We start from the raw sequence: 25,758 nt of genomic DNA, 5'->3' as shown, positions 1-25,758 counted from the left end.
TTCAAAAAAATTAATTAATACTTTGATATAATCAAAACTAAAATTAAAGGAAAAAAATGCAGCATTTGATTAGAACAGCAGATTTTACAAAAGAAGAGATTTTAAGCCTTTTTGAAGATGCAAAAACTTTTTTAGATATGCAATCAAGGGATATATTAAAAGGTAAAATAATAGTTACACTTTTTTTTGAAAATTCAACAAGAACAAGAAGTGCTTTTGAAATAGCTGCAAAAAGATTGGGTGCTGAAGTTGTTTCTTTAGATGTTGGAACAAGTTCAAGAAGTAAAGGTGAAACTATATTTGACACTGTTGCAAATATTAATGCTATGTGTCCAGATGCTATTATTATTAGACATTCAGAGTGTGGATTACCTGGAACTTTAGTTGAGCATGTTAATTGCCCAATAATTAATGCAGGTGATGGAAAACACGCCCATCCTACACAAGCTTTACTTGACCTTTTCACTATTTTAGAACATTATGATGGTCAAGTTGAAGGGAAAAAAGTTGCAATTGTTGGAGATGTTAGAACTTCTAGGGTTGCAGGTTCAAATAGAAAACTTCTTCCAAGATTTGGTATGGAAGTTTGTTTTGTAGCACCTGATTGTTTTAAATCTGAAAGTAATGAATATAAACAATATGATAATATCTCTGAAGTAATTGATGAAGTTGATGTTATTATGAGTTTAAGAACTCAACTTGAAAGACACAATGAAATATACTTTCAATCATTAAATGATTATGCAAAAGATTATTGTATAACAAACGAAGTTGTAGGAGATAGGGATATTTTACTTTTACATCCAGGACCAGTAAACAGAAATGTAGATATAAGTGATGAAATGTTATTAGACCCAAGGTCTAAGGTTTTAAGACAAGTTAAAAATGGTGTTGCTGTTAGAATGGCAATACTAAAAAAACTAATACTTGGTTTATAAAATATTTTTGAATAAACAAGATTTAATAAACAAGCTTAATAATTATGGCTCTTTAAAAGAGCCATTTTTTTTTATGATAAGTTACGATTTAAGTGATTATTATATAGAACCCCTAAAAAATTTAAATCAAAATATAAAATTCCAAATAGCATCTAAAGATGAACTCGCTATCAATCAAAGTAAATCCCTAATAAAATCACCAATAAGTTTTGATGAATATAAAAAGAAATTTGATTATATCCAAGAACAAATACTTTTTGGAAATAGCTATTTATTAAACTTAACTGCAAAAACAGAAATAGAAACACCTTTAGATTTAGATGAAATATATGAAAAAGCAAACGCAAAATTTAAATTGAAATATAAAGATGAATTTGTCTGTTTTTCCCCAGAACGTTTTGTAAAAATCAAAAAAGATAAAATCTATACATATCCTATGAAAGGGACAATTGATGCTTCTATTGCCAATGCAAGTGCTAAAATTCTTGGGGATATGAAAGAGATGGCAGAGCATACTATGGTGGTAGATTTACTTAGAAATGATTTAGGAATAGTTGCTAAAAAAGTAAGAGTTGAGAAGTTTAGATATATAGATGAAATAGATGCTGGCGATAAAAAACTTTTACAAGTTAGTTCTAAAATATCAGGAGAATTGGAAAATAATTGGAATGAAAAACTTGGGGATATTTTAATTTCACTTTTACCAGCTGGCTCTATAACTGGAACACCTAAGAAAAAAACTGTAGAAATATTGGAAAAAATTGAGGGTTATGATAGGGGATATTATACTGGAGTTTTTGGTATTTTTGATGGGAAAAGTTTAGATAGTTCTGTGATGATTAGATTTATAGAAAAAGATAAAGATGGAAAACTTTTTTATAAAAGTGGAGGAGGAATCACTTGTGATAGTGATGCTTATTTAGAGTATCAAGAACTTCTTGATAAAATTTATATACCTTCTTGATGTATATTTAGCTTATATCCAACACCCACTTGAGATAAAATAGTATCTTTAGGTAATCTTTTTCTCAATCTTTTTACCAAAGTTCTTATGTTTTCATTTGTTGTTAAATCACCTTCCCAAACGTATTGTTCAATATGTTCAAAAGTCACTATCTTATCTATATTTTTAATAAGTAAATTTAAAAGTAAAATCTCTTTTTTTGCTAATTTTATCTCTTCTTTGTTTTCATCATATAAAATTTCAGTATCTAAATTGTAAATATAATTTTCAGGTAAAGTTATGGTATTTTTTGTTTTTTTACAAAATTTATCAAGCTTAAGTTCTAGTTCATAGATATAAAATGGTTTTTTTAAGTATTCATCACACCCTTTATTATAGGCATCTTTTATGGTTTCTAATTCTACGTTTGCACTTATTACAATTGCAGGAGTTTTTTCATCCATTACTCTTATTTCTTTTAATAAAGTCAAGCCATCAATACCTGGTACATTTATATCTAAAATAAAACAATCATAGCCATTATGTACTGCATTTAGAGCATTTTTACCATTGTCAAAACAATCAACTTTATAGTTCTTTTGAGTAAGAGCTTCTGTAATAAGATTTGATAATCTTTTATTATCTTCAAGTAATAATATTTTCATTTTAATTCTCTTGTTTATTTTTGATGGATATAAAAATTTTTGCACCTTCTTTACTTTTTAATGCTTTGATTGTTCCATCCATTTTATCTTCTATAATAAGTTTTACCATATAAAGTCCAAATCCATCGCCATCTTTTTTACTAGTAAAAAATGGTTGAAATATTTTTTCTAAATTTTCTTCTTTTATACCTATTCCATTATCTTTTATATAAAGATATGTAAAGTTGTTTTTTGAAGCTACATTAATTGATATTTCACCTTTTATATCTTCTTTTTCTCTTCTTTTTAAGATACTGTCTTTTGAGTTATTTATTATATTAAGTATTGCTTGTTTAAACTCATTTGCATAGCCATATATTGAATAAACTTTATCATCTTTGTAGGTAATATTTACATCTATATAGTTATATTTGATATTATGCTCAATAACCCTTAGTAACTGATCCATTGCAGAATTAATCTCAAACTCTTTTTTTCTAAAAGATGGTTTTATGAAATCTCTAAAATCATCAATAGTAGTTGTCATATATTTCACTTGAGTCATAATTTCATCAACAAACTCTTTGTTACTTTCTGGTGCAAAATTTTTCTTATAAAGTAACTCTTGGGCGATGGTTGAAATCTCTATTAAAGGTGCTTTCCATTGGTGTGCAACTGATGTCATCATTTCACCGATTTCAGATAGTTTTGAACGTTGTATTATAAATTGTTCATCTTTTTTTCTTTGATTTTCTAGTTTCTTTATATCTGTTATATCATTTATTATTGTTACTGTACCAGCTTCTTCATTTTTTTTATTTAGATATTTTTTTCTTCTAATAAATACATCAATTGTTTTATTGTCTTTTTGTAAAGTGGACTCAAATTCGCTAACGAAATTTTTACTATCATCTATTTTTATACAAAGTTCTGGAAAGATAGTCTCTAATTGTTTGCCAATTATTTTGTTTTTTGGTAGATTTAAATAATTACATAAATAATCATTACAACCTAATATTACTCCCTCTTTACTCCTCCAATAGATGATACTTTTAATGTTGTTTAGTAAAACATTATCTAATTTGTTTTGTTCTAAAAGTTTTATTTCCAAATTAACTTTTTTTACAATATTAACAATAAGACCAATAATCAAAAGAATAAGTAAAGGCATCAATATAAAAGCACTATCAATAAATTTTCTATGTTTTTCAAAGAAGCCTTTTGGTTTATTGATAATATTTGAAAAAATAGGAAAATCTGAATTTAATAATTTAAACTTTTTTAATACTTCATAATCAAAATAATATTTTGAAGCAGGAGTTAGAATATTCGTGCCAAAGTTAGAACTATTTTGTAAGATTTCTATAGCCTTTAAAGCTGCCAGTCTTCCTTGCTCATATGGCTCAACCATTATTCCACCTACAACTCCTTCTCCTAGATGTATTTTATTTAATGTAAAAACAGGGTAAGGGGATTTCTTAAAAAATTCTCTTAAATAGCTGTAGGGGATATATTTTTTATTTACATCTTTATATAAACTTGTAAACAAAATGGCACTATTTTTAGGAAGATTTTTTATTTTGTCATTTAAATTTGTTATGTCAATTTTATTATCAAAGATAATATTTATTTTATTTTTAAACACTGAAATAGCTTCTAAAATCTGTTTTTTTATGGCTTGTGAGGATAGGGTATCATCGCTTATAATATATAAAGTATTTAGATTTTTGATAATGTCTTGGATTAATTGAATGTTCTCTTTTATCTCTTTATATTCAATAACTCCTACTAATTTATTTTTAAATTTATCTGGGATATTAATACTTTCAATATTTTCTACACCGCAAAAAACAATTTGTGAGTTATTAAATATATCTTTGTAGTTTAATAGGGCAAAATTAAAAGCATAATTATCAGCTGTTAATACAACATCATACTTTCTTGTAGAAAATTTCTTTTTATAAAGTTGATGAAGTAGATTAAAATACTCTTTGTCATTTATTTTCTTACTGTCCATGTATTCAATTGTAAGTTCATAATTTGGATATCTTGAAAGTACATCTTTAACACCTTCAGTTATAGTATCACTCCATTTTAGTCCGTTATTATAAGAGTGTAGAAGTAAAATCTCTTTTTGAGGATTTGATGCAAATAATGAACTGAATAGAATAAAGATTATAAATAGATATTTCATTTAAAGCCTAGGGATATTTTTTTTATTTTATCAAAAAAGAGAGTAAAAACTCTTTTTTTGATATGATATTAAAAAATTTTAGGTGAGATGAATGGAGTATTTTGAAACTATTAAGTGTGAAGATAAAGAGATTTTTAATTTAGATTTTCACAATTCAAGAATCGCAAGAACTATTGGTAAAAATATAGATTTAAATGAATATATATATCCACTAAATAGTAAACTTTTAAAATGTAGAGTAACATATAATGATGATGAGATTTTGGATGTATCATACACTGAATATAAAAAAAGAGAGATAAGAAGCTTTAAGCTTGTTTTTGATGATGAAATTGAATATTCAAAAAAATATTTAGATAGAAGAAATATAGATAAACTTTATAATCAAAAAGATAGTGCCGATGAGATTATAATAATAAAAAATGGTTTAGTAACAGATACTTCTATTGCAAATATTGCAGTATATGATGGAGAGAATTGGTTAACTCCTAAAAACCCATTGTTACATGGAACGTCAAGACAAAGACATCTAAAACTTCAAAATATTATTGAAAAAGATTTGACAGTAGATGATTTAAAATCATCAAAAAAAATAGCACTTATGAATGCTATGATTGATTTTGATATTTTAGTGGATTATTCAATATTGCATTTATAAATATGTAATTAAATTAAATTTGATAAAACGGCAATAATTGCCTATAATTGTAAAAAATATAAAGGAGTTCATATGACACAAAAACAAATGAATGACTTATTTGGTATTTCAGATAGAACATTAAGACATTGGAAAAATAGTGATAGAAAAGATCTATATCATTTATTAGAAAACTTAGATTATGAAAATGCAAAAAAACTATTAGTAAAAGATACAAATGAAGATTTAAAACAACTTTTGGAAAATGAAAAATATTTTACTAATCAAAGGGACTTTGAAAGAAAACTTTATCCTCTTTTAACTTCAGGATTAGATGTAAATTTATTATTGAAATTCACAAAAGATAGAACATTATCCTTAAGTGCAAGAGCAAGAGCTGGATATTTATATAGTTTTTTAACAAATAAAGTTGCTAAGTTAAATTTTAAAACAAAACCAAATGTTGGCTTTTACTTTGGCAATAAAAATGAAACTAAAAATGGTTTAGCAAATGTGTATGGATTAACAAGTGGAATAGATATAGCAAGATTTAATCAATATAAAATGACTGGTAGCTTTTAATGTTAGCTTTTGAAAATAGTTTTAAAAATGCTATTTATAAGATGATGGAGATTATTAGTGAACAAATACCTAATAATGTGGCTTATCCAATTAAAGCATATATTACAGGTGGTTGTGCCGTTCACTTTTATACTAACAATATAGTATCTGATGATGTAGATTTAATATTATCTCATAGAGTAAATATTCCTAGTGATTTATCAGTTGTTTGGTTAGATGAAAATGAAAATATTAATCAGGTTTCTTATGATTACACATATAATCCAACATTTGGATTATTACATGAAGATTCTGAAGATAGAGCAGAATTAATTAAAACAATTGATGATAAGTTTGAAATATATACGCTAAGTCCTGTTGATTTAATAATAACAAAGATTTCAAGATATGCTTCAAATGATGAAGAAGATATAAACAATATAATCAAATGTTGCAATATAGATAAAAACCTACTCTCTAAATTAGCAAATGATGCTATCAATGTAGGTGTTGCAATTAATAAAAATGATGCTTTATTGAAGCTTTCTTGGATTATGGAAAAAATCGATGAAGAATATAAATTATAAAAAATGGTTAGAACACCCATTCCTTCTTTTCCTCAATTGTAATCAAAAAGTTTTTTTTATAATATAAAATTCTTTTGTGTGACAACAAAAGGAGATAAAATGAGAAATACAGTATTCATAATTGAATATGCTAAAGGAAGTGATAAAGGTTTTGATGGTTTTAGACCAGACACAAAACCTATCTTAAATGCTATAGAAGAGGCAACAAATTACAAAACTGAAATTGTATTTTATAGACCAAATAGAAAATATGATTTATTGGAATATTTGAAAGAAAAGGCTGTTTCTGTAATAAGTAGAATAAACCCAGGTAACTTAAAAGAAGTAGATGAATACTTTCAGTTTCTAAAAGCTTTAGGAAATGCAGGAATTGAAATTCATACCCATCCAGACGTTATGATTAATCTTGATTTTAAAGATATTTTAGCCAAGTTAAAAGGAAGTAAACTTGGAGATGATGAAAGCTATTTTTATCATACATTCACTGACTTTGCTACAAAGTTTCCCTCTGATTTAGATAAACATGGCATAAGAGTTTTAAAAACAAATTATGGCTCAACGGGAGAGGGTGTATATTTAGTATCTAAAAAAGATGATGGTTCGATTTTTTCTGTGGAAGCTGTAAATAATCAAAAATACTATTATGATGATATCAATGAATTCTTACATAAATTTGAACCAAATTTTGAAGACAATACTTCTGAATATGCTGCATATTTTACAGGTAAAACAGGATTTGTAGGATGTAGGTATTTAAAAAGGATTGAAGAAGGAGAAATAAGAGTTCTACTTGTAAATGATAAAGCAATTTCAGTAGTACACAAAAAACCACAAGAGGGGCAATTTTCTGCAACACTTTTTTCAGGAGCTAAATATAAATATGAATCTCCAACTGATGCAAAATGGAAAGATGTTGTAGAACTTACAATGAATGGACTTAATGATTTAAGACCATATTTAAATGGTCAAAACTTTCCTTTACTTTGGACTATGGATTATATTTTAGATTTTAATGAAGATGGAAGTGATAAATATGTTTTATCTGAAATCAACTGTTCTTGTGTGGGAATAACGACTGAATTACAGTATGCAAAAGAGGTAGCTAAAGTTTTTGTTTCAAAGAAAAAATAAGTAAATAAGGAGTATTTTTACTCTTTATTTATATAAACTCTTTTTAATAAATTGTTCCATTTATCATCTTTCCCCCAATTTACTTTTACTTTTTTACCTAGTTTATATCCATTCATTAAATAAGATTCTTTTTCATTAAATATAAATTTTACATTTAGTTTGGGTCTTTTATCTAGTGGAATTACTTTAAAACTTAGATTATCAAGTACATATGGTATTTGATTTTTAGATTCAAAATAAAAAAGAACCATATGGTCTGTAGTTTTTCCTTTCACTTTTACAACTGCCAAAAAAAGATTATTCTTTGAAAAACCATTTTCTAAAAGTGAAAAATATTTTGCAATTGTATAATCTTCACAATCACCTCGTCCTTCTATTAGAAACTCTTTTCTTGTACTCCAATAGTCACTTATGCCATATTTTTGTTTATCAAGTTGTGGAAGTATATTATTATAAAAGCTATTGATATGGGAGAGTTTTCTAATAGTTGAAAAGTTTTTAATTTTTTTCTCTAGTTCTTGGTAATTTTGAATTCTTTTTAAAATTGCATTTTTATTAGGGCTTGCTTTAATCTTTTGTATATCAGCTTGAGTAAACTCAAGAGTATGACCGTAAATTAATGTTGAAATTAGTAAAATAAATATAATAGTTTTCATGTAAAAATATAATAACATTGTTTTGATAAAAAGGGATTAAGGTATGATAAGTGAAGTAATTGAGAGTGTAGATTTTAAAAATTTCATGATTAAACAAATTCGAGAAATGATTAATTATTTATTAGACAGAAGTAGTGAGTTTGCGATTACGGTTAATATAAATGGGGCAACTTTTAACCCAAATTTACCAATAAGTATAGAAAAGAAGTTATCTAAATTTTCGCTTTTTGTTTTGAGTAATTATACTTATACAACAATAAAAATAGATGATGAAATCATATCTTTTGAGGCAGGATTTGGTTCAGAAAATTTTGGCTCAACTGTTACTATTCCATTGGAATCAATCTTTCAAATAGTTATTGAAGACTCTATTTTACTTATAAATCCTGTAGCAACAGTAGAAAAGTTTAACACTAATACAAAAGCTTCTTTACATAAATCACTAAATGTATTTAAAAATAATCCAAATAATAAAAAGTTTCAATAGAAATAGATGTGTAGATATATAATTAAGATACGAATATCTTAATTATATGTATTATTTTTTAGGTGAAAATGGGAATAAAGCACTTCCCCAAGTAAGACCAGCTCCAAACGCATCAAAAAGTACATTATCTCCAGCTTTGATTCTTCCTTGTTCATAGGCATAATTCATAGCCATAGGAATAGAAGCAGCAGATGTGTTTCCATATTTATCTACAGTAACAACAGTTTGCTCTTCACTTAATCCTAAAGCTTCACCAACAGCCTTTATAATTCTAAAGTTTGCTTGGTGAGGAATAAAGTGTTTTATATCTTCTGGTTTTAAATTATGTTTTTCTAGCATAACTTCTACATCAGAAGTTAGAGTTTTAACCGCAAGTTTGAAAGTTTCGTTACCTTTCATTTGGATACAAGCTAGTTTTTGCTCTACAACTTCAGGAGAACATGGAGTTTTACTTCCCCCACCTGGAGTCATAATAAGATGGTCATAATCGCCATCACTAGAACATTTAACATCAACAATTGCTTCATCTTTATTGTCAGTTGCAGATATAATTGCTGCACCTGCACCATCTCCAAAAATAAAAGCAGTTCCTCTATCTTCATAATTTAAAATAGAAGTGTATTTTTCAGCACCTATTATAAGTACATTTTTTTTCATACCTGATTCAATAAATGCTTTAGCAATAGATAAAGCATAAACAAATCCAGTACAAGCTGCACTTACATCGAAAGCTTGTACATCTCTTAGACCCAATTTTGATGCTGTTACACAAGCAGTTGAAGGCATACAAAGATAATCAGGAGTAACTGTAGCAAATACAATCAAATCCACATCACTTGTTTCTATTCCTGCTCTTTGAATAGCAATTTCGGCAGCTTTTGCTCCCATATCAGATGGATATTCATCCTCTGCTGCTATTCTTCGCTCTTTTATACCAGTTCTTTTTGTTATCCATTCATCTGACGTATCCATGATTTTTTCAAAATCAGTATTTGTCATAATTTTTTCTGGTATATAAGCACCTATTGATCTAAAAGCTGCATAAGCCATATATTGTCCTTAAAAATTTCTATATTTAGCAAGTTTATCTTCTATATCTTGTTCTAGTCTTGAACTTGCTGCACTTATAGCTTGATTAATTGCATTTTTAATAGCTTTTGGATTTGATTTACCATGGGCTATAATTACTGGAGCTTTAACTCCCAAAAGAGGAGCCCCACCATATTCAGCATAATCAACTCTAACTTTAAGTGATTTGAAAACTTTTCTCATTAAAACTGCACCTGCAATCGAGATTAGAGATCTTTTTAAATTTTTCTTTAATATCTGCCCAATGGTATCAGCAACACCTTCGGCTGTTTTTAATAAGATATTTCCAATAAAACCATCACAAACAACAACATCAACTGTACCTTTGAAGATATCACTACCTTCAACATTACCTGCGAAGTTTTTTATTTGTGAGTTACTTAGTAGTTCATAAGCTGCTTTAGTTATTTCATTACCTTTTGATTCTTCTTCACCATTACTTAGTAATCCAATAATTGGTTCATCAAGTTTCAAAACATCCTGAGCATAAACTTGTCCCATAACTGCAAATTCAAAAAGGTTTTTTTCATCACAATCAACATTTGCACCAACATCTAAAACCAAAGTATTTTGATTTTCACTTGTTGGCATAAGTGTTGCAATTGCAGGTCTTGATACACCTTTTATTCTTCCAATTCTTAATGTTGCCAAAGACATAGATGCACCTGAGTGTCCTGCAGAAACTACAGCATCAGCTTGACCTGTTTTAACTAATTCGATTGCATGATAAATTGAGCTGTCTTTTCTTTTTAGGGCATCAGTAGCATGATCGTGCATTGATATTACGTCATTACAATCATGTATTTCTATTCTTCGTAAATATTCAGGTGGGATAAGTTTAAGTAGTTCTTCTTTTTTACCTACAGCAATTGCGGTAAATGCTGTATTAATACGTAGTGCGGCAATTAGGCCATCTATGATAGGTTCGGGACCGAAATCCCCACCCATCGCATCAATTGCTATTTTTAGCATTAGTTTTTATATTCGCCAGTATTTGGATTTACCGTATGAGGCATTTTCCAAGTTCCATCACTATCTTTTACAGGTCTTTTTAATGTAATTTTATAGTGAGTTCTTCTCTTAGCTGATCTTGAGTGTGACACTCTTCTCTTTGGTACTGCCATTTTATTCTCCTTTTAATATTCTTTTTCTATGTCTTCTTTGTTTTCTAAACAAACTTTGCATATATGATAATCACTTTTTATAGATGAAATTTCACTTTCGATTATTTCATCAAAATCAATAATATCATTTTCTATTTCAATAACTAAGTCTTCCAATAAAGACTCATCTTCATATACTGTATTAGATAATAAAAAATCTAAATTTTCATTTACATTTACAGTGTACTCATCCCCGCATCTACAGCATTCAACTGTTGTAGAACCTACTAAAGTTGCTTCAACTTTAGCTAATGTAGGCGACATTTTACAAAAAGTACCCTCTAATTTAACTGAATCAAGTATTGTACTAAATTCTTTTGGGGTAAAAGGGACTTTTCTAAATTCTATTTGCATAAAGATTTATTAACAGATTTCTCTATCTGAAAAGAAAAATTTAATTTCATTAGCTGCATTCTCTAAAGAATCAGAACCATGAACTGCATTTGCATCAATTGAATCAGCAAAATCAGCTCTAATTGTACCAGGTGCAGCTTCTTTAGGGTTTGTAGCACCCATTAAGTCTCTGTTTATAGCCATAGCATTATCACCTTCTAAAACTGAAACAACAACAGGTCCAGAAATCATAAATTCTACTAATTCACCATAAAATGGTCTTTCAGCATGTACTGCATAAAATGCTTTCGCATCAGCTTCACTTAATTGAAGTTTTTTTGTAGCAGCAATTCTTAATCCTGCAGACTCAAATCTGTCTAAGATTTTTCCTACAACATTTTTTGCAACAGCATCAGGTTTGATGATAGATAACGTTTGTTCCATATGATATTTCCCTATTTTAAATTTCAAGTCGCGGATTATATCTAAAAAAATAAAAAAAGGCAAGTAGTTTGTAACTACTCACCTTTTTTCTTATTTAAAATATTTAATATTAATCCTCTACGCAAGGTTCTCCAGCAACTTTACCTTCTGTATCAGGATTTTCTCCCCATACTATACATCCTTCTGTAGGACAAGCATCAGCACAAGCTGGTGCGTCGTGGTGACCTATACACTCAACACATTTATCTTCATATACATAATATATATCTTCACCTGTAGGGTTTTCGTCATTATCTACAATTGCTTCTACTGGACACTCATCTAAACAAGCATCACAACTAATACATGTATCAGTAATTACTACTGCCATTTTATCTCCTTTTTGTTATACTTTATTAAACTTTGGCTAACTTTATCACATCAAATATAAATATAACTTTAAAATTTACTCTAGTATTTTGATTAAAAATTCTTATATTTATTGTTTTTTATCTGTTATGTTTAGATTTTTTAATTTAACTCTTTAATTTGAGCCAAAAAATGATTATTTGAGTAAATATTTTAATTTTATTTAAAATTTTTAATTTTTTTATACTTATATGGAGTATGTCATTTTTACACATTTTTAAATATATATATAATGATAAGTAAGAATAAATGCTATGAAATATATAAAATCATAACTTAAGGATAATTTTTTTCCTAAAATAAATATTTTCTTAATTTTAAAAGCTAAAGAAAATTGTTGATGTTTTCTTTTAGAATATTGTATTATAATTTCTTCACTTAAAACTTAAAACAAAGGAAAAAAATATGTTAGTTACAAAAAAAGCTCCAGATTTTACAGCTACAGCTGTACTTGCAGATGGTCAAATTGTTGAGGATTTTAATTTATATGAAAATATTGGTGAAAAAGGTGCAGTTTTATTTTTCTACCCATTAGACTTTACATTTGTTTGTCCTTCTGAAATTATTGCATTTTCTAAAAGAATTGAAGAGTTTACTTCAAGAGGTGTAAATGTTATTGGTGTTTCTGTTGACTCTCAATTCTCTCACTTTGCATGGAGAGAAACTGCTGTTGAAAATGGTGGAATTGGAAGAATTAAATATCCGTTAGTGGCAGACTTAAGCAAACAAATTTCTAAAGATTATGATGTATTATTTGGTGATGCTGTTGCACTAAGAGGATCTTTCTTAATTGATAAAGATGGTACAGTTAGACATGCAGTTATCAATGACTTACCACTTGGAAGAAACATTGATGAAATGATTAGAATGGTTGATACTATGTTATTTACAAATGAGCATGGTGAAGTTTGTCCTGCAGGATGGACTAAAGGTGATGAAGGTATGAAACCATCTACTGCTGGTGTTGCTGAATATTTAGGAAAACATGAGGGTGATTTATAAGAATTATCTTATAAATATCTATAAAAAAGGTGTCAAATTTTGGCACCTTTTTTTATTTAAAATACTTAAAATTTGACAAATCTTAAAATAAAGACTAGAATTACACCACTTAAAATTCGATACACAAAGAATTAACTACAACAAATCACTTAATTGAAATGACAAAAGGTCTAATTATATATGGAAGAGACAACAACTCAAACTAAAAAGAATACGTCTGCAAAGTCAAATTCTAACGGAAGAAAAACTAGGACTCATATCCCTGTAGAAGGGCATACGATAGAAAAACTAAGAGAACTACCTCTTGAAGAATTGTTAAACATAGCAAAAAAACTTGAAGTTGAAAACCCACAAGAACTAAAACGTCAAGAACTTATGTTCTCAATTTTAAAAACACAAATTGACCAAGGTGGATTTATCCTTTTTACAGGAATTTTAGAGATAAAAGATGGTGGATTTGGTTTTTTAAGAGCAATTGATGGAAACTTTTCTGATACTTCAAATGATTCTTATGTAAGTGCAACACAAATTAAAAAATTTGCACTAAGAACTGGAGATATTGTTACAGGTCAGGTTAGACCACCAAATAAAGAGAGTGAAAAATATTACGCTCTATTAAAAATTGAAGCTATAAATTATCTACCAATTCATGAATCAAAAAACAGACCACTTTTTGATAACTTAACACCACTATATTCAACTGAAAGATTTAAATTTGAATATGACTCAAGTAAAATGACTGGAAGAATCTTAGACCTATTTTCTCCTATGGGTAAAGGGCAAAGGGGACTTATCGTTGCTCCTCCAAAAACTGGTAAAACTGAACTTTTAAAAGAGTTAGCACATGGTATTTCAAGAAACCATCCAGAAGCTCATCTTATGGTTTTATTAATTGATGAAAGACCAGAAGAAGTTACAGATATGCAAAGAAGTGTAAAAGGTGAAGTTTACTCTTCTACTTTTGACTTACCAGCACAAAATCACGTAAGAGTTGCAGAAATTGTTATAGAAAAAGCAAAAAGAATGGTAGAGATGAAAAAAGATGTTGTAATCTTACTTGACTCAATCACAAGACTAGCACGTGCCTATAATACAGTAACTCCAAGTTCAGGTAAAGTTTTATCTGGTGGGGTTGATGCAAATGCTCTACACAAACCAAAAAGATTCTTTGGAGCTGCAAGAAATATAGAAGAGGGTGGAAGTTTAACTATTATATCAACTGCTCTTATAGATACTGGTTCAAAAATGGATGAAGTAATCTTCGAAGAGTTTAAAGGTACAGGAAACTCTGAAGTTGTACTTAGCCGAGATGCCTCAAACAAAAGAGTTTATCCAGCTGTTGATATTACAAAATCAGGTACAAGAAAAGAAGAGCTACTTCTTACTCCTGATGTATTACAAAAAACATGGATACTTAGAAATGCAATCGCAAGCATGGATGAAGTAGAAGCGTTGAAATTTCTTTATAGTAAGATGTTAAAAACTAAAAATAATGAAGAGTTTTTTGCAGGAATGAACGAATAATAGTTTCATAAAACTGCCTCTTTTTCAAAATTTCTGCGTCAGTGCGGAAATTTTGTTTCTCACATACTTTAGTATGCTCCTACACAAAATTACCCCACTGCCTTGAACTTTTAAAAAATAGTCTATTTTCTAAAGCTATTAGAATAAAAGGCTTGATTTACCAATCTCTTTTGCTCCCTATCTGCGTTGAATAAAACTTTTTATTCACTCACTTACTACATGTAAGCTCCCTCACAAAAAATTCCATTCGCCTTGATATAAACCAAAATATCTTAATAACTCAAGCCTTTTTGATAATATAATTTATATATTTAAATATCTATTTTGAATACTTATTGTAGGATCCAATATGACTATTTTGAAAGCAGTAATAAATGACATTAAGAATTAATTTAGAAAATATCAATACTAAATATCAACCTTTTGTTAAATGGGTAGGTGGGAAAAGAGGTCTTTTATCTCAAATAATTCCATTACTTCCAAAAGAATTTAATAATTATTTTGAGCCTTTTGTTGGTGGAGGTGCTTTATTTTTTGAATTGTTTTCTCAAGGAAAATTAAAAGATAAAGATATTTATCTTTTTGACATAAATAGTGAACTTATCAATACATACAATATGGTAAAAACTTATCCTGAATTACTTATAAAAGAGTTAGAAAAATTTAAACAAGAACATTCAAAAGAGTTTTATTATGAGATAAGAGCTTGGGATAGAAAAGATGATTTTCTAAAAATAGATGACTTCTTAAGGGCTACAAGATTTATTTATCTTAATAAAACTTGTTTTAATGGACTTTATAGAGTAAATAAAAAAAATCAAAATAATGTACCAATAGGAAATTATAAAAATCCAAATATTTGTGATAGTGAAGTTATATATAATGCAAGTTTTGCACTACAAAATGCCACAATATTAAACACTAGCTATAAAGATGTTTTAAAATATGTTTCTACAGATGATTTGGTATATTTTGACCCACCATATTATCCATTAACGGAAACTGCAAGTTTTACATCATATAGTGAATTTGATTTTTTAGATAAAGAACAAAAAGAACTTTTTAAAGTGTTTAAAAGTTTGAATGATAGAGATGTTAATGTTTTACATAGTAATTCATATACTGATTTTATAAAAAATTTATATAAAGATTTTCAAATTGAAGAAATTAAAGCAAATAGATTTATAAATAGTAAAGCAAACGATAGAGGTAAAATTTTAGAAGTTTTAATTAAAGGTAATAAAGGAATTATATGAATTTTAGAGATTTAATTGATACATTGCAAGATTCAATTTTTACATGGAATTATTTTACAGATTTTGAAAAAGTAAAATTAAATGTAAAAAAAGTTGAAATAGAATTAAATATTTTAAATTATCTTATTGGAAAAGAAGATATTGAAAATGAGTTTATTCAATTAGTAGAAAAATATCCAAATATTAGAAAAGCTTTACCTCTTTTAATTGCAGTTAGAAAAAATAAATTGAATGAAACACCCATTATTACTAATATTGATACTTTAATACCTGAAAATAAAAAATATATATTTTATGATGAATTTAAAGAAAATACTAAAAAAGAATTATTGATATTTTTTAAAGAAAGTGGTTTAAAAGATATATTGGAAAATAAGCATATAAAAAATCTTGTCGATTATTGTTTTGGTGTTGAAGTTGGTTTTGATACTAACACAAGAAAAAATAGAACAGGTGATATTATGGAAAGTCTAGTATCAAAATTTTTAGATGAGTTTTGTAATGAACACTCAAATTTTAGTTTTATTGAACAAGCTACACAAAAAAGAATAAAAGAGTATTTTAATTATGATGTGAAAACAGATAAAAATAGAAGAAGATTTGATTTTGCTTTATATGATACAAAGAATAAAAAACTTTATTTGATTGAAGTTAATTATTATGGTAGTCAAGGTTCAAAATTAAAAGCTACAGCTGGAGAATATCAATATCTTAATGATTTTGTTAAATCCCAAAATATAGAGTTTATATGGGTAACTGACGGTAAAGGTTGGCTAACTGCATTAAATCCTTTGGAAGAAACATTTAATCATAATGACTATGTTATAAATTTAGAGATGATAAAAAATGGAATTTTAGATAGTATTTGTTTAAAATAAATATTGCAATTTGACATATTTTTAATATAGTTCAATAAAAAATGATATGATAATTCTACTAATTTAAAGGTTGAATTATGAAAAAAAAGCTATATTCTAGACTTTATATTTCTGAAGATTTAGAAGATGAAAATTTAATTTGGGTAAGTAAACACTGGGATTTTTTATACAATAAAAAACCAAAAGATTCTAATTTTGAAGTTTTAGAGAACTATACATTAGTTTTGTGCGAATCAAACCAAGAGTTTGATATATTAAATTCAAAAATAGATTCAAGTAATACAAATATTTTTGATTATTCATTTGAATATGACTATCCAAGTGTATTAGTTAAAACAGAGTATTTAAATAAATGTTTAAATTAAAGAAATTACAGCCAGAAGATTTTGAACAAGAGTGTACTACAGTTTGGAGTTTTAAAAGGCGTGGGAATTGGGCAACTCATAATTCTAAGTATAGAGGAAACTGGGCTCCAGAAGTTGTAAGAAATCTTATCTTAAGATATTCAAACGAAAATGACTTTTTACTTGACCCTATGATTGGTGGGGGAACAACTGCTATTGAATGTAAACTTTTAAATAGAAATTTATTAGCTCTTGATATAAATCCAAATGCTATTGAACTTACAAACACAGCATTAAATTTTGAATGTGAATATAATCCAAAAATAAAAGTCGAACTTACAGACAGCAGAAATCTATCTATATTAAAAGATGAAAGTATAGATTTTGTACTAAATCATCCACCTTATGCAGATATTGTTAAATATAGTGATAAACAAATAAAAGAAGACTTATCAAATATCCATGATTTAGAACAATTTTGTGATGAATATGAAAAAGTTATAAAAGAGATATACAGAGTATTAAAACCAAATAAATATTGTGCCATACTTATTGGAGATACAAGAAGAAATAAAATGTATCAACCATTAGCTTTTATGGTTATGAGTAAATTTTTACAAAATGGATTTGCCCTAAAAGAAGATATTATAAAACATCAACATAATTGTAAGGCAACAGGTTTTTGGGTCAATAAATCTAAAGAGTATAATTTTTTACTTATAATGCACGAACATCTTTTTATCTTTCAGAAGATTTAAAATTAAAATTCATAAAAAATAAAATGGAAGCTTTTCATACTCCAAATCAGCATGACTATCCCCAATGCTACAAGAAGGTCGGCAGATATTGAAAACAGCGCTTTTATCTGTAAACAGAATTATCATGGGTTACTTATTGCCGTGTTGGGAAAAGTAACAAGGTGTGCCCCCCCCTGAAAGGGGCACAAGAAAGATTATTTAAAAACCTTTTCATACTGTTCAACTCTAAAATCAAAGGTTGAATACTTGGGATTTTCTTTTTTCATTTTTTTGTAATACTCATTTGCTCCAATACTTCTATTTGCTGCATTTGATGGGGATGTTAGGCTTATGGTTTGTATGATTCTTTTATCATAGTTAAATTCATGTTTTTTGGGTATCTCACTTGAGATTATTTTTAATGGTATATTATGTTTTTTTAGAACTTGTCTAAAAAAATATTCTGGGGAGTTTTTGCATAATCCTCCTGTAAATATTAGGGTCTTGATGTTTTTGTACTCTTTTAGATAGCCTAAGATATCTCTTGGAATAACGTCACTCATGCCAATATCACTTGCATCTATTTTTTCTCTTTTGCATGATTCTACAATATCACAGATACCTATTTTATGATTTTGTAAAAAGTTTTTTCTTTTGTTTATCTCTTCTTTTGTATTTTCAAAGCACAGGTTTAGTTTATAGATTTTGTTTAAAGCTTGCCAGAGTAGGTTATCCTTTGAGCCATAACAAAAATCCACATCTCCATCTTTATACTCTTTTGTACAAAATCTTGGAGGAGGTAGTGTCCCCACAATAATCTTTTCAGTAGTATGATTTAGAAATGGTTTATATGGATGAAAATGAAAAAACAAAAAATACCTTTTGAACAATTTGATTTAATTATTACAAAAAATAAATTAAATTAAAAGTTTATAGAAATAATTAGTTATAGATAAATTTTTAATTTATTATTAATTTTTGCTGAATTAAATTACTAAAAGTATTTATTTCTTATATATTTAAAATATCTACTGATAGAATCTATTTTTAAATACTTCAATCAATTTATTTAGAATAAGAAGGTTTCTTATGAAAATGATAGCAAATTACTTTGAATCACTGGAAGAGTTGATAGAAAAAAATAATCATAATAAATATCTTTTATTTGTTGCAGAAAAAACAGATATTGATTTGAGTATTTTAGAAAATACTAATATAAAAGTTTTAGGGGGAGTTTTCCCTCAAATTATCTTCGCTGATAGTGTATATGACTACGGCTTAATTGCTATAGAAATAAGTGACAAAATGCAATCTTTTTTAATAAAAGATATTAACAATGCTTGTTTAGATAAAAATGATTTCAAAGATATAAAATCTGTGATTACTATTTTAGAAGGCTTATCCAAATATAGTGAGCCTTTTATCCAAGAACTTTTTGAAAATGTAGAAATAAATACCAATATTTTAGGAGCTGGTGCAGGTTCATTTGAAGATAAAAGCAAAGCTTTTATTTTTGATAATAGTGGGTTTTATAAAGATGCTTCTATTTTATTAAGTTTAAAAAATAGTATTGGTATGGGAATAAAACATGGCTGGGAATATTTAGAAGGTCCATTTGTTGTAACTTCATGTGAAGGAAATATTTTAAAGAAAATTGACCATAGAAGTGCTTTAAGTGTCTATAAAGAAGTTGTTGAAAAAGATTATGGTCAAGCTATAACAAAAGAGAATTTTTTAGAAATCTCAAAAAACTATCCTTTTGGTATTGTAAAGTATAAAAGTGAAGGTGTAGTAAGAGATCCAATTGGCTTTGATGGTGATGATTTGGTATTAGTTAGTAGTGTTTCAAATAATAGTATAATAAATATTTTAAAAGGCAAAAATGATAGTTTATTAGATGCTTCAAGGGAGGTTATTAGTGATGCTTTAAAAAATAGTTGTGAATTTATATTTATGTTTGATTGCATTACTAGAAAAAGCTTTTTGGAAGATAAGTTTGATGAGGAGTTAGGCACAATTTATAAACAGACTAATGCCTCTACTTTTATAGGAGCTATTTCCATTGGAGAAGTAGCCAATGAAGGAAATAGATATATTAATTTTTTAAATAAAACTTGTGTTATAGGTGGAATATGCTTTTAAGTCAACTTTCGATCTCTTATAAATGTCATAGTTCTATAGGCAATAGCCTAAAGTTAAAGGATATGATAGATGAAGTTATTAAGACATTTATAATTGAGACAGATGCTATATATGGAAGTTTTTATCTTACTTCAACAAAAATTGAGCATATTACTTCGCATGGTAAAAAGTTATCATTAGATATAAATGAGTTACTTCAACTAAGTAAAAATGATGAAATAGTAGTTAATTCTTATGCAGATACATTAAATATTTTATTATACAAATTAGAAAATGGCTTGATAATATTTTTATATGATAAGAATATTGATTTAGAATTTATCACTTTTATATACGAAAGTTTTAGACAAAAATTAAATATAAGTATAAATTCATGTCTAAATGTACAAAAATTAGAAGAAAAAAACAATGAATTAGAAAATTTAACATTAAACTTAAAAGATGAAGTAAGAAAAGCACTTAACAATTATAAAGAGAAAGAAAAACAATTTTTTGAACAGTTAAAAATGGCTCAAATGGGTGAACTAATAGGAAATATTGCCCATCAATGGAGACAACCTTTAAGTGTCATTTCTACAGCTGCTAGTGGTATGAAAATAAAAAAAGAACTTACTATATTAAGTGATGAAGATTTTTTTCATTATGCTGATAGTATTTTAAATAATGTAAACTTTTTATCAGATACTATTGATGAGTTTAGGGATTATATAAAAGAGAGCAATAGAGAAAAAGAGATAATAGTTCAAGATAGAGTTAAAATGGCATTTAAGATGGTTGAAACAAGTTATCAAATAGAAAATATAAAAATTATTGAAGATAAAATAGAAATAAACCCTATAAAATTTAAACTTATTTTAGGAGAACTTCTTCAAGTAATTATTGCTATTTTAAATAATGCAAGAGAAGCTTTGTCAGGTAAAAAAAGTTTAGATAAATGGGTTAAATATTCAGTTTTTAAAGATGGATATAGTGTAGTTATAACTATAGAAGATAATGCTGGTGGAATTAAAGATGAAATTATAGATAAAATTTTTAATCCATACTTTACAACAAAACATCAATCCCATGGTACAGGTATAGGACTATATAGTAGTTATGACATTGTTGTTAATCATTTAGGTGGAACTTTAGATGTTAAAAATAGCGAAAATGGGGCAAAATTTTATATAAAACTACCTTTATACATTGATTATTCGATTTAACTCTTACAATTTTTTCTACTAATCATTTTATATAAAAACTTATGTTAGAATATCCGCTTATTATGAAAAAGGTATAAATTGAAAGTAGGCGTATTTGATTCTGGTATTGGTGGTTTGACTGTTGTTAAAGCTATAACAGAAGTGTTAAAAGGTGCTGAGATTTTTTATATTGCAGACACATTATTTGCACCCTATGGGGAAAAATCAAAGGAGCAGATTTTAAAACATAGTTTTGATATTGCTAATTATTTGATTAAAAATCATAATATAGATGCTTTAGTGGTTGCTTGTAATACTGCAACATCAGCAGCAATAAAAGAGTTACGAGAGAAGTTTAAAGATTTGATTGTAATAGGTACAGAACCTGGAATCAAACCAGCTATTTTAAAAACAAAAACAAAAAATATCGGTGTTTTAGCAACTCCTGCCACATTAAATGGAGAAAAATATAAGGATTTGGTTTCTGCTTTATCAAAAGATTCTCAAATCAATGTTTATGAAACAGCTTGTGCAGGATTGATGAATCAAATAGAAGCTGGAAAAATTTTCCATCCAGAAACTCATAGCATGTTGACAAATTGGTTAGAACCAATGAAAAATAATGGTGTAGATACTATTGTTTTAGGCTGTACACATTATCCTTTGATAAGTGAAGTCATCAAAGATATTATGGGCGTAAATATAGAGCTTATTGAAACAGGTGAAGCCATAGCTAGAAGATTAGATGATTTATGTTCTAATAAAGTGCATAGCAATAGTGATTTCAAAATTGAAGTTTTTTATACAGGCAAAATAAAAAAAGATATGATAAATATGATTTTGAATGATTGGATTGATGGTGGGAAGATATCAATAAAGGATAAAAATGAGTGATAATCAAGTAGAAAAGAGAGTTTTAGCCCTAAAATATAGACCAAAGAGGTTTGAAGATTTAGTTGGTCAAGGAACAGTTTCTCAAACCCTATCACTAGCTTTAGACTCAAATAGACTTTCACATGCTTATTTATTTTCTGGATTAAGAGGAAGTGGTAAAACTTCGACTGCTAGAATTATGGCAAAAGCTTTATTATGCTCTAATGGACCCACTTCAAAACCTTGTGATGTTTGTGAAAATTGTGTTAGTGCAAATACAAATAGACACTTAGATATTATAGAAATGGATGCAGCTAGTAATAGAGGTATTGATGATATTAAAGATTTGATTGAACATACAAAATATAAACCAAGTAGTGCTAGATTTAAAGTGTTTATCATCGATGAGGTACATATGCTTACAACTCAAGCATTTAATGCCTTACTTAAAACACTTGAAGAACCTCCAGGATTTGTAAAATTTATACTTGCAACAACTGACCCCCTAAAATTACCAGCAACAATTTTAAGTAGAACTCAACATTTTAGATTTAAAAAAATATCACAAAAAGATGTTATGAATCATCTAACTCATATCTTAAATGAAGAGAAAATTGAGTTTGAAACAGAAGCCCTTGAAATTATTTCAAGAAGTGGACAAGGAAGTTTGAGAGATACCCTAACACTACTTGACCAAGCAATTATTTTTGCAAAAGGTAAAGTAACAACAAGTGCTGTTGTGGATATGTTAGGACTTATTGATCCTGAGTTTTTAGATAATCTTTTTGATGTAATTTTATCTTGTGGAGATATAAATCCAATAATTGAAACACTTGAAGAGTATGAAGCTGGTTCTGTTTGTGATGAGATGACAATTTATCTAAAAAATAAGATGCTTTACGGAAAAGACCCTAAATTTAACATCTTTTTATATGATAGATTTTTTAGAATCTTAGGGGATGCAAAACATCTTTTATCATTAAATTCTGATCCGACATTTGTATTAATTTTAACACTATCAAAAATGAGTGAAGCTACAAATTTAAAAACATTAGATGAGATTATTGATGAAGTTCAATCCTCACCTATAAAAGAGCTATCTTCTTTCGTACATACAAGTAAAATGACAAGTGCTATAAATCAAGAAGTTGTTTTGGAACATGCGCATGTACAAGAGCCAAAAGTAGAAGAGAAGATAGAAGTAGTCGCTCCTGTTAATAAAGAAGAAATACAAGTAATAGAAGAGCCAAAAGTAGAAGAGTTAATTGACCCTAACATTGAACTTTATAAAGAACTTACTAAAAAAGTTTATGAAAGAAATTATGATTTGGGAGAGTGCTTTGAGAAAAACTTTATTTTTGAAAGTTTTGAAAACAATGTACTAAATATTGTCTCTTATGCTCAAGATGATGATAGAAAATTTTTATATAAACATTTTGGAATCATAAAAACTTTTGCAAAAGATGTATTTGGTTTAAATATTGATTTAGAGTTTAAAAAAGGTGAAATTCAAGAGCAAAAAAAAAATGATGTAATTCCAGAAGATAATAGTACAAATAATGATATTGAGGATATTAATTTACAATTACAAGAAGAAGTTGAAACTCAAGAAGAAATAGGCTCTATGATTGAAGATGTGGAAATGGGAGCAGGGTGTGTTGCTAGTATGCACGATACAGTTGACCCAAAACCTTCTCAAAAAGAACTTCAAATGGAAGATATACTAAATTCACCTATGTTAAATAAGGCAAAAGAGTTATTTGATATTAAAAAAATTACAGTTAAAACAAAAATATAAAATATAGGAGATTTGATGATAAACATAAAAAAAATAATATTAACTTTTTCAATTTTGGTTTTAGGATTAAATGCTGCAAACTTTGATAGTAAAATTATAGATTTTGAGAAAAAAAGACTTTCAAATAATGCAAGAGTAGAAATAATTGATGTGAAAATTAATATGAAAAAAAGAATGAAAGCACCAATTAATAACTGGTATGGATATCTTATAGATGTTGAAGCAAAAGTAAAAGACAAAGAAATAAATGCAAAAGATATTGTTTTTTCAAATGGAATTGTTGTTAGTGCTGATTTACTGGATTTAAAAACTGGAAAATCTTTAAAGGAATTATTGCAACCTAAAGTTGATGCTGTATATTATAATAAAATTCATTTAATAGCTGGAAATCATAAGGCAAAAGATAAAATAGTAGTTTTTTCTGATCCGTTATGTCCTTTTTGTATGGATTATATACCTGATGTGATAGCTCATGTTAAAAAAAATAGTGAATCAATAGCACTTTATTATTATCATTTTCCTTTGTTAAAAATTCATCCAGCTTCAGCAACTTTGGTAAAAGCTATTTATGTAGCTAAACAAAAAGGTATTAAAGATGTAGAAGAAAAAGTTTATAAAATAGATTGGGAACCATATTTTAAAGCTGATTCAAAAGATGAAGATAAAATCTTAAGTGCTTTTAATAAAGAGTTTAACTTAGAACTTACAAAAGAAGAGTTAAATAATAAAAGTATAATGGAAAGCATTTTACTTGATGTTAAAATGGGTGAAGATTTGATGGTAATGGGAACACCAACAATTTTTGTAAATGGTGAAAAAGACAACACGAAATTAAAATATGAGACTTTAGGGGATAAATAATGGAAAAATTAGTAATAGCAACAAGAAAAAGTAAATTAGCACTTTGGCAAAGTGAATATATAAAAGCAGAACTTTTAAAACACTATCCCCATATGCAAATTGAACTTCAAGAATTTTCTACAAAAGGTGATAAGATTTTAGATGTTCCATTGGCTAAAATAGGAGGAAAAGGTCTTTTTACAAAAGAACTTGAAGTTGCTATGTTAGAGGGAAGTGCCCATTTAGCAGTTCATAGTTTAAAAGATGTTCCAACACAGTTTGAAGAAGGACTACAATTAGCAGCAGTAAGTAAAAGATTTGATGCAAGGGATGCTTTTTTAAGTGAAAAGTATAGTTCATTAAAAGATTTACCTACAGGTGCAGTTATTGGGACTACAAGTCTTAGAAGAAGAATGGAACTTAAAATTTTAAGACCTGATATTGAGTTAAAAGATTTAAGAGGTAATATAAATACAAGAATCGCTAAACTCAAAGCTGGTGAATATGATGCTATTATTTTAGCGGCAACTGGTGTACAAAAACTACAAATCGAAGGTGAAGTAAAATATTTCTCACCTATATCTTTAGAAGATATGATTCCATCAATGGGACAGGCAATTTTAGGGATTGAGACAACAAACAATCCTGAAATAGTAAAATTAGTATCTGTATTAAATGATAAAAATGCAAACATTGAAGCAACTATAGAAAGAAGTTTTGTGGATACACTTCAAGGTGGTTGCCAAGTTCCAATAGGTGTAAAAGCTACAATTATTGATGAAAATTCTGTAAGAATTCAAGCAATAGTTGGTATGCCAGATGGAAGTGAATATATAGAAGAAGATATTACAGCTAATATTGATGATTTTGAAACAGCTGGACAATCTTTAGCTCAAACATTTATTGATCAAGGAGCTAAAGAACTTCTTGAACGTGCTGAAAAAGTAGCATTTAAATAAAATGCTAGA

Annotated in this window: 29 protein-coding genes; 19 read left to right on the top strand and 10 right to left on the bottom strand. The window is 27.5% G+C overall.

The features are described from left to right. The first annotated feature begins 56 nt into the window (after positions 1-56). Together ACQY5W_RS06685 and ACQY5W_RS06680 are read left to right on the top strand one after the other, a co-directional pair. Positions 57-938: an aspartate carbamoyltransferase catalytic subunit gene (locus ACQY5W_RS06685; protein ID WP_428024182.1), complete on the top strand. Its 882-nt coding sequence runs from the start codon at positions 57-59 to the stop codon at positions 936-938. 73 nt (positions 939-1,011) lie between these two features. Further along, positions 1,012-1,902 carry an aminodeoxychorismate synthase component I gene (locus ACQY5W_RS06680; RefSeq protein WP_428024181.1) on the top strand — a complete coding sequence of 297 codons (891 nt, stop codon included), beginning with the start codon at positions 1,012-1,014 and terminating at the stop codon, positions 1,900-1,902. Here ACQY5W_RS06680 and ACQY5W_RS06675 read toward each other — a convergent pair. Both ACQY5W_RS06675 and ACQY5W_RS06670 read right to left on the bottom strand, forming a co-directional pair. Continuing rightward, a complete protein-coding gene (locus ACQY5W_RS06675) occupies positions 1,887-2,546 on the bottom strand; it encodes a response regulator transcription factor (RefSeq protein WP_428024180.1) in 660 nt (219 codons plus the stop codon). The two genes, ACQY5W_RS06680 and ACQY5W_RS06675, sit on opposite strands and share 16 nt — an antisense overlap. A 1-nt stretch (position 2,547) precedes the next feature. Then, complete coding sequence (locus ACQY5W_RS06670) at positions 2,548-4,719, bottom strand: ATP-binding protein (protein ID WP_428024179.1); 2,172 nt, start codon at positions 4,717-4,719, stop codon at positions 2,548-2,550. Between the two features lie 91 nt (positions 4,720-4,810). Between ACQY5W_RS06670 and ACQY5W_RS06665 the strand changes: the two genes are divergently transcribed. From ACQY5W_RS06665 to ACQY5W_RS06650, 4 genes are all read left to right on the top strand, one after another. Further along, on the top strand, positions 4,811-5,377 hold the full coding sequence (locus ACQY5W_RS06665) for an aminotransferase class IV family protein (protein WP_428024178.1): 567 nt from the start codon (positions 4,811-4,813) through the stop codon (positions 5,375-5,377). 72 nt (positions 5,378-5,449) lie between these two features. Then, positions 5,450-5,938: a hypothetical protein gene (locus tag ACQY5W_RS06660; protein ID WP_428024177.1), complete on the top strand. Its 489-nt coding sequence runs from the start codon at positions 5,450-5,452 to the stop codon at positions 5,936-5,938. Then, on the top strand, positions 5,938-6,504 hold the full coding sequence (locus tag ACQY5W_RS06655; protein ID WP_428024176.1) for a DUF6036 family nucleotidyltransferase: 567 nt from the start codon (positions 5,938-5,940) through the stop codon (positions 6,502-6,504). Before ACQY5W_RS06660 ends, ACQY5W_RS06655 begins: the two co-directional genes overlap by 1 nt. A 99-nt stretch (positions 6,505-6,603) precedes the next feature. After that, a complete protein-coding gene (locus ACQY5W_RS06650) occupies positions 6,604-7,635 on the top strand; it encodes a Cj0069 family protein (RefSeq protein ID WP_428024175.1) in 1,032 nt (343 codons plus the stop codon). 17 nt (positions 7,636-7,652) lie between these two features. Here the strand turns inward: ACQY5W_RS06650 and ACQY5W_RS06645 are convergent, their stop codons facing one another. Further along, positions 7,653-8,291 (bottom strand): transglutaminase-like cysteine peptidase, encoded by a 639-nt coding sequence (locus tag ACQY5W_RS06645; RefSeq protein ID WP_428024174.1) that lies wholly within the window; start codon positions 8,289-8,291, stop codon positions 7,653-7,655. 43 nt (positions 8,292-8,334) lie between these two features. On the opposite strand from ACQY5W_RS06645, the gene ACQY5W_RS06640 reads away from it, so the two are divergent. Further along, positions 8,335-8,778 (top strand): hypothetical protein, encoded by a 444-nt coding sequence (locus ACQY5W_RS06640; protein ID WP_428024173.1) that lies wholly within the window; start codon positions 8,335-8,337, stop codon positions 8,776-8,778. Positions 8,779-8,829: 51 nt separating this feature from the next. Here ACQY5W_RS06640 and ACQY5W_RS06635 read toward each other — a convergent pair whose 3' ends face one another. The 6 genes from ACQY5W_RS06635 to ACQY5W_RS06610 form a co-directional block, all read right to left on the bottom strand. Then, on the bottom strand, positions 8,830-9,828 hold the full coding sequence (locus ACQY5W_RS06635; protein ID WP_428024172.1) for a beta-ketoacyl-ACP synthase III: 999 nt from the start codon (positions 9,826-9,828) through the stop codon (positions 8,830-8,832). 9 nt (positions 9,829-9,837) lie between these two features. Further along, positions 9,838-10,839, bottom strand: coding sequence for a phosphate acyltransferase PlsX (plsX, locus tag ACQY5W_RS06630; RefSeq protein ID WP_428024171.1), 1,002 nt, complete (start codon positions 10,837-10,839; stop codon positions 9,838-9,840). Further along, positions 10,839-10,991 (bottom strand): 50S ribosomal protein L32, encoded by a 153-nt coding sequence (gene rpmF, locus ACQY5W_RS06625; protein WP_013136543.1) that lies wholly within the window; start codon positions 10,989-10,991, stop codon positions 10,839-10,841. The genes plsX and rpmF overlap by 1 nt, the downstream gene beginning before the upstream one ends. 12 nt (positions 10,992-11,003) lie before the next feature. Further along, positions 11,004-11,384, bottom strand: a complete 381-nt coding sequence (locus ACQY5W_RS06620) for a hypothetical protein (RefSeq protein ID WP_428024170.1) — start codon at positions 11,382-11,384, stop codon at positions 11,004-11,006. A 9-nt stretch (positions 11,385-11,393) separates the two neighbouring features. Continuing rightward, the gene (gene ndk, locus ACQY5W_RS06615; RefSeq protein ID WP_428024169.1) at positions 11,394-11,807 is read right to left on the bottom strand and encodes a nucleoside-diphosphate kinase; all 414 of its coding nucleotides are present in this window, start codon (positions 11,805-11,807) and stop codon (positions 11,394-11,396) included. Between the two features lie 109 nt (positions 11,808-11,916). Beyond that, a complete protein-coding gene (locus ACQY5W_RS06610; protein ID WP_428024168.1) occupies positions 11,917-12,177 on the bottom strand; it encodes a 4Fe-4S dicluster domain-containing protein in 261 nt (86 codons plus the stop codon). A 443-nt stretch (positions 12,178-12,620) separates the two neighbouring features. Here ACQY5W_RS06610 and ACQY5W_RS06605 point away from each other — a divergent pair, with 443 nt between their 5' ends. From ACQY5W_RS06605 to ACQY5W_RS06580, 6 genes are all read left to right on the top strand, one after another. Further along, the gene (locus ACQY5W_RS06605) at positions 12,621-13,217 is read left to right on the top strand and encodes a peroxiredoxin (protein WP_428024167.1); all 597 of its coding nucleotides are present in this window, start codon (positions 12,621-12,623) and stop codon (positions 13,215-13,217) included. A 180-nt stretch (positions 13,218-13,397) separates the two neighbouring features. Further along, a complete protein-coding gene (gene rho / locus ACQY5W_RS06600; protein WP_428024166.1) occupies positions 13,398-14,741 on the top strand; it encodes a transcription termination factor Rho in 1,344 nt (447 codons plus the stop codon). A gap of 374 nt (positions 14,742-15,115) precedes the next feature. After that, on the top strand, positions 15,116-15,997 hold the full coding sequence (locus ACQY5W_RS06595) for a DNA adenine methylase (RefSeq protein WP_428024165.1): 882 nt from the start codon (positions 15,116-15,118) through the stop codon (positions 15,995-15,997). Beyond that, positions 15,994-16,875 (top strand): type II restriction endonuclease, encoded by an 882-nt coding sequence (locus tag ACQY5W_RS06590; protein WP_428024164.1) that lies wholly within the window; start codon positions 15,994-15,996, stop codon positions 16,873-16,875. Before ACQY5W_RS06595 ends, ACQY5W_RS06590 begins: the two co-directional genes overlap by 4 nt. 77 nt (positions 16,876-16,952) lie before the next feature. Beyond that, positions 16,953-17,240: a hypothetical protein gene (locus ACQY5W_RS06585; protein WP_428024163.1), complete on the top strand. Its 288-nt coding sequence runs from the start codon at positions 16,953-16,955 to the stop codon at positions 17,238-17,240. Further along, complete coding sequence (locus tag ACQY5W_RS06580) at positions 17,228-17,977, top strand: TRM11 family SAM-dependent methyltransferase (RefSeq protein ID WP_428024162.1); 750 nt, start codon at positions 17,228-17,230, stop codon at positions 17,975-17,977. The genes ACQY5W_RS06585 and ACQY5W_RS06580 overlap by 13 nt, the downstream gene beginning before the upstream one ends. Positions 17,978-18,171: 194 nt before the next feature. Here the strand turns inward: ACQY5W_RS06580 and ACQY5W_RS06575 are convergent, their stop codons facing one another. Then, positions 18,172-18,828, bottom strand: a complete 657-nt coding sequence (locus ACQY5W_RS06575; RefSeq protein WP_428024161.1) for a uracil-DNA glycosylase family protein — start codon at positions 18,826-18,828, stop codon at positions 18,172-18,174. Between the two features lie 217 nt (positions 18,829-19,045). On the opposite strand from ACQY5W_RS06575, the gene ACQY5W_RS06570 reads away from it, so the two are divergent. The 6 genes from ACQY5W_RS06570 (at position 19,046) to hemC (ending at position 25,749) form a co-directional block, all read left to right on the top strand. Continuing rightward, entirely contained in the window at positions 19,046-20,098 is a 1,053-nt protein-coding gene (locus ACQY5W_RS06570) for an FIST signal transduction protein (RefSeq protein ID WP_428024160.1), read from the top strand. Positions 20,099-20,160: 62 nt separating this feature from the next. Beyond that, complete coding sequence (locus ACQY5W_RS06565) at positions 20,161-21,300, top strand: sensor histidine kinase (protein WP_428024159.1); 1,140 nt, start codon at positions 20,161-20,163, stop codon at positions 21,298-21,300. Positions 21,301-21,378: 78 nt separating this feature from the next. Further along, a complete protein-coding gene (gene murI / locus ACQY5W_RS06560) occupies positions 21,379-22,173 on the top strand; it encodes a glutamate racemase (protein WP_428024158.1) in 795 nt (264 codons plus the stop codon). Then, positions 22,166-23,950: a DNA polymerase III subunit gamma/tau gene (locus ACQY5W_RS06555; RefSeq protein ID WP_428024157.1), complete on the top strand. Its 1,785-nt coding sequence runs from the start codon at positions 22,166-22,168 to the stop codon at positions 23,948-23,950. The genes murI and ACQY5W_RS06555 overlap by 8 nt, the downstream gene beginning before the upstream one ends. A gap of 15 nt (positions 23,951-23,965) precedes the next feature. Further along, entirely contained in the window at positions 23,966-24,811 is an 846-nt protein-coding gene (locus tag ACQY5W_RS06550; protein ID WP_428024156.1) for a DsbA family protein, read from the top strand. Further along, a complete protein-coding gene (gene hemC, locus ACQY5W_RS06545; protein ID WP_428024155.1) occupies positions 24,811-25,749 on the top strand; it encodes a hydroxymethylbilane synthase in 939 nt (312 codons plus the stop codon). Before ACQY5W_RS06550 ends, hemC begins: the two co-directional genes overlap by 1 nt. Positions 25,750-25,758: the final 9 nt, after the last annotated feature.

The organism is Arcobacter sp. (assembly GCF_050300555.1).
Taxonomy (GTDB): domain Bacteria; phylum Campylobacterota; class Campylobacteria; order Campylobacterales; family Arcobacteraceae; genus Arcobacter.
This window is presented reverse-complemented; position numbering and strand designations above follow the sequence as displayed.

Excerpts from the sequence above, each read along its gene's own strand:
- ACQY5W_RS06685 (WP_428024182.1), top strand. The coding sequence starts at position 57 with ATGCAGCATTTGATTAGAACAGCAGATTTTACAAAAGAAGAGATTTTA.
- ACQY5W_RS06680 (WP_428024181.1), top strand. The coding sequence starts at position 1,012 with ATGATAAGTTACGATTTAAGTGATTATTATATAGAACCCCTAAAAAAT.
- ACQY5W_RS06675 (WP_428024180.1), bottom strand. The coding sequence starts at position 2,546 with ATGAAAATATTATTACTTGAAGATAATAAAAGATTATCAAATCTTATT.
- ACQY5W_RS06670 (WP_428024179.1), bottom strand. The coding sequence starts at position 4,719 with ATGAAATATCTATTTATAATCTTTATTCTATTCAGTTCATTATTTGCA.
- ACQY5W_RS06665 (WP_428024178.1), top strand. The coding sequence starts at position 4,811 with ATGGAGTATTTTGAAACTATTAAGTGTGAAGATAAAGAGATTTTTAAT.
- ACQY5W_RS06660 (WP_428024177.1), top strand. The coding sequence starts at position 5,450 with ATGACACAAAAACAAATGAATGACTTATTTGGTATTTCAGATAGAACA.
- ACQY5W_RS06655 (WP_428024176.1), top strand. The coding sequence starts at position 5,938 with ATGTTAGCTTTTGAAAATAGTTTTAAAAATGCTATTTATAAGATGATG.
- ACQY5W_RS06650 (WP_428024175.1), top strand. The coding sequence starts at position 6,604 with ATGAGAAATACAGTATTCATAATTGAATATGCTAAAGGAAGTGATAAA.
- ACQY5W_RS06645 (WP_428024174.1), bottom strand. The coding sequence starts at position 8,291 with ATGAAAACTATTATATTTATTTTACTAATTTCAACATTAATTTACGGT.
- ACQY5W_RS06640 (WP_428024173.1), top strand. The coding sequence starts at position 8,335 with ATGATAAGTGAAGTAATTGAGAGTGTAGATTTTAAAAATTTCATGATT.
- ACQY5W_RS06635 (WP_428024172.1), bottom strand. The coding sequence starts at position 9,828 with ATGGCTTATGCAGCTTTTAGATCAATAGGTGCTTATATACCAGAAAAA.
- plsX (WP_428024171.1), bottom strand. The coding sequence starts at position 10,839 with ATGCTAAAAATAGCAATTGATGCGATGGGTGGGGATTTCGGTCCCGAA.
- rpmF (WP_013136543.1), bottom strand. The coding sequence starts at position 10,991 with ATGGCAGTACCAAAGAGAAGAGTGTCACACTCAAGATCAGCTAAGAGA.
- ACQY5W_RS06620 (WP_428024170.1), bottom strand. The coding sequence starts at position 11,384 with ATGCAAATAGAATTTAGAAAAGTCCCTTTTACCCCAAAAGAATTTAGT.
- ndk (WP_428024169.1), bottom strand. The coding sequence starts at position 11,807 with ATGGAACAAACGTTATCTATCATCAAACCTGATGCTGTTGCAAAAAAT.
- ACQY5W_RS06610 (WP_428024168.1), bottom strand. The coding sequence starts at position 12,177 with ATGGCAGTAGTAATTACTGATACATGTATTAGTTGTGATGCTTGTTTA.
- ACQY5W_RS06605 (WP_428024167.1), top strand. The coding sequence starts at position 12,621 with ATGTTAGTTACAAAAAAAGCTCCAGATTTTACAGCTACAGCTGTACTT.
- rho (WP_428024166.1), top strand. The coding sequence starts at position 13,398 with ATGGAAGAGACAACAACTCAAACTAAAAAGAATACGTCTGCAAAGTCA.
- ACQY5W_RS06595 (WP_428024165.1), top strand. The coding sequence starts at position 15,116 with ATGACATTAAGAATTAATTTAGAAAATATCAATACTAAATATCAACCT.
- ACQY5W_RS06590 (WP_428024164.1), top strand. The coding sequence starts at position 15,994 with ATGAATTTTAGAGATTTAATTGATACATTGCAAGATTCAATTTTTACA.
- ACQY5W_RS06585 (WP_428024163.1), top strand. The coding sequence starts at position 16,953 with ATGAAAAAAAAGCTATATTCTAGACTTTATATTTCTGAAGATTTAGAA.
- ACQY5W_RS06580 (WP_428024162.1), top strand. The coding sequence starts at position 17,228 with ATGTTTAAATTAAAGAAATTACAGCCAGAAGATTTTGAACAAGAGTGT.
- ACQY5W_RS06570 (WP_428024160.1), top strand. The coding sequence starts at position 19,046 with ATGAAAATGATAGCAAATTACTTTGAATCACTGGAAGAGTTGATAGAA.
- ACQY5W_RS06565 (WP_428024159.1), top strand. The coding sequence starts at position 20,161 with ATGATAGATGAAGTTATTAAGACATTTATAATTGAGACAGATGCTATA.
- ACQY5W_RS06555 (WP_428024157.1), top strand. The coding sequence starts at position 22,166 with ATGAGTGATAATCAAGTAGAAAAGAGAGTTTTAGCCCTAAAATATAGA.
- ACQY5W_RS06550 (WP_428024156.1), top strand. The coding sequence starts at position 23,966 with ATGATAAACATAAAAAAAATAATATTAACTTTTTCAATTTTGGTTTTA.
- hemC (WP_428024155.1), top strand. The coding sequence starts at position 24,811 with ATGGAAAAATTAGTAATAGCAACAAGAAAAAGTAAATTAGCACTTTGG.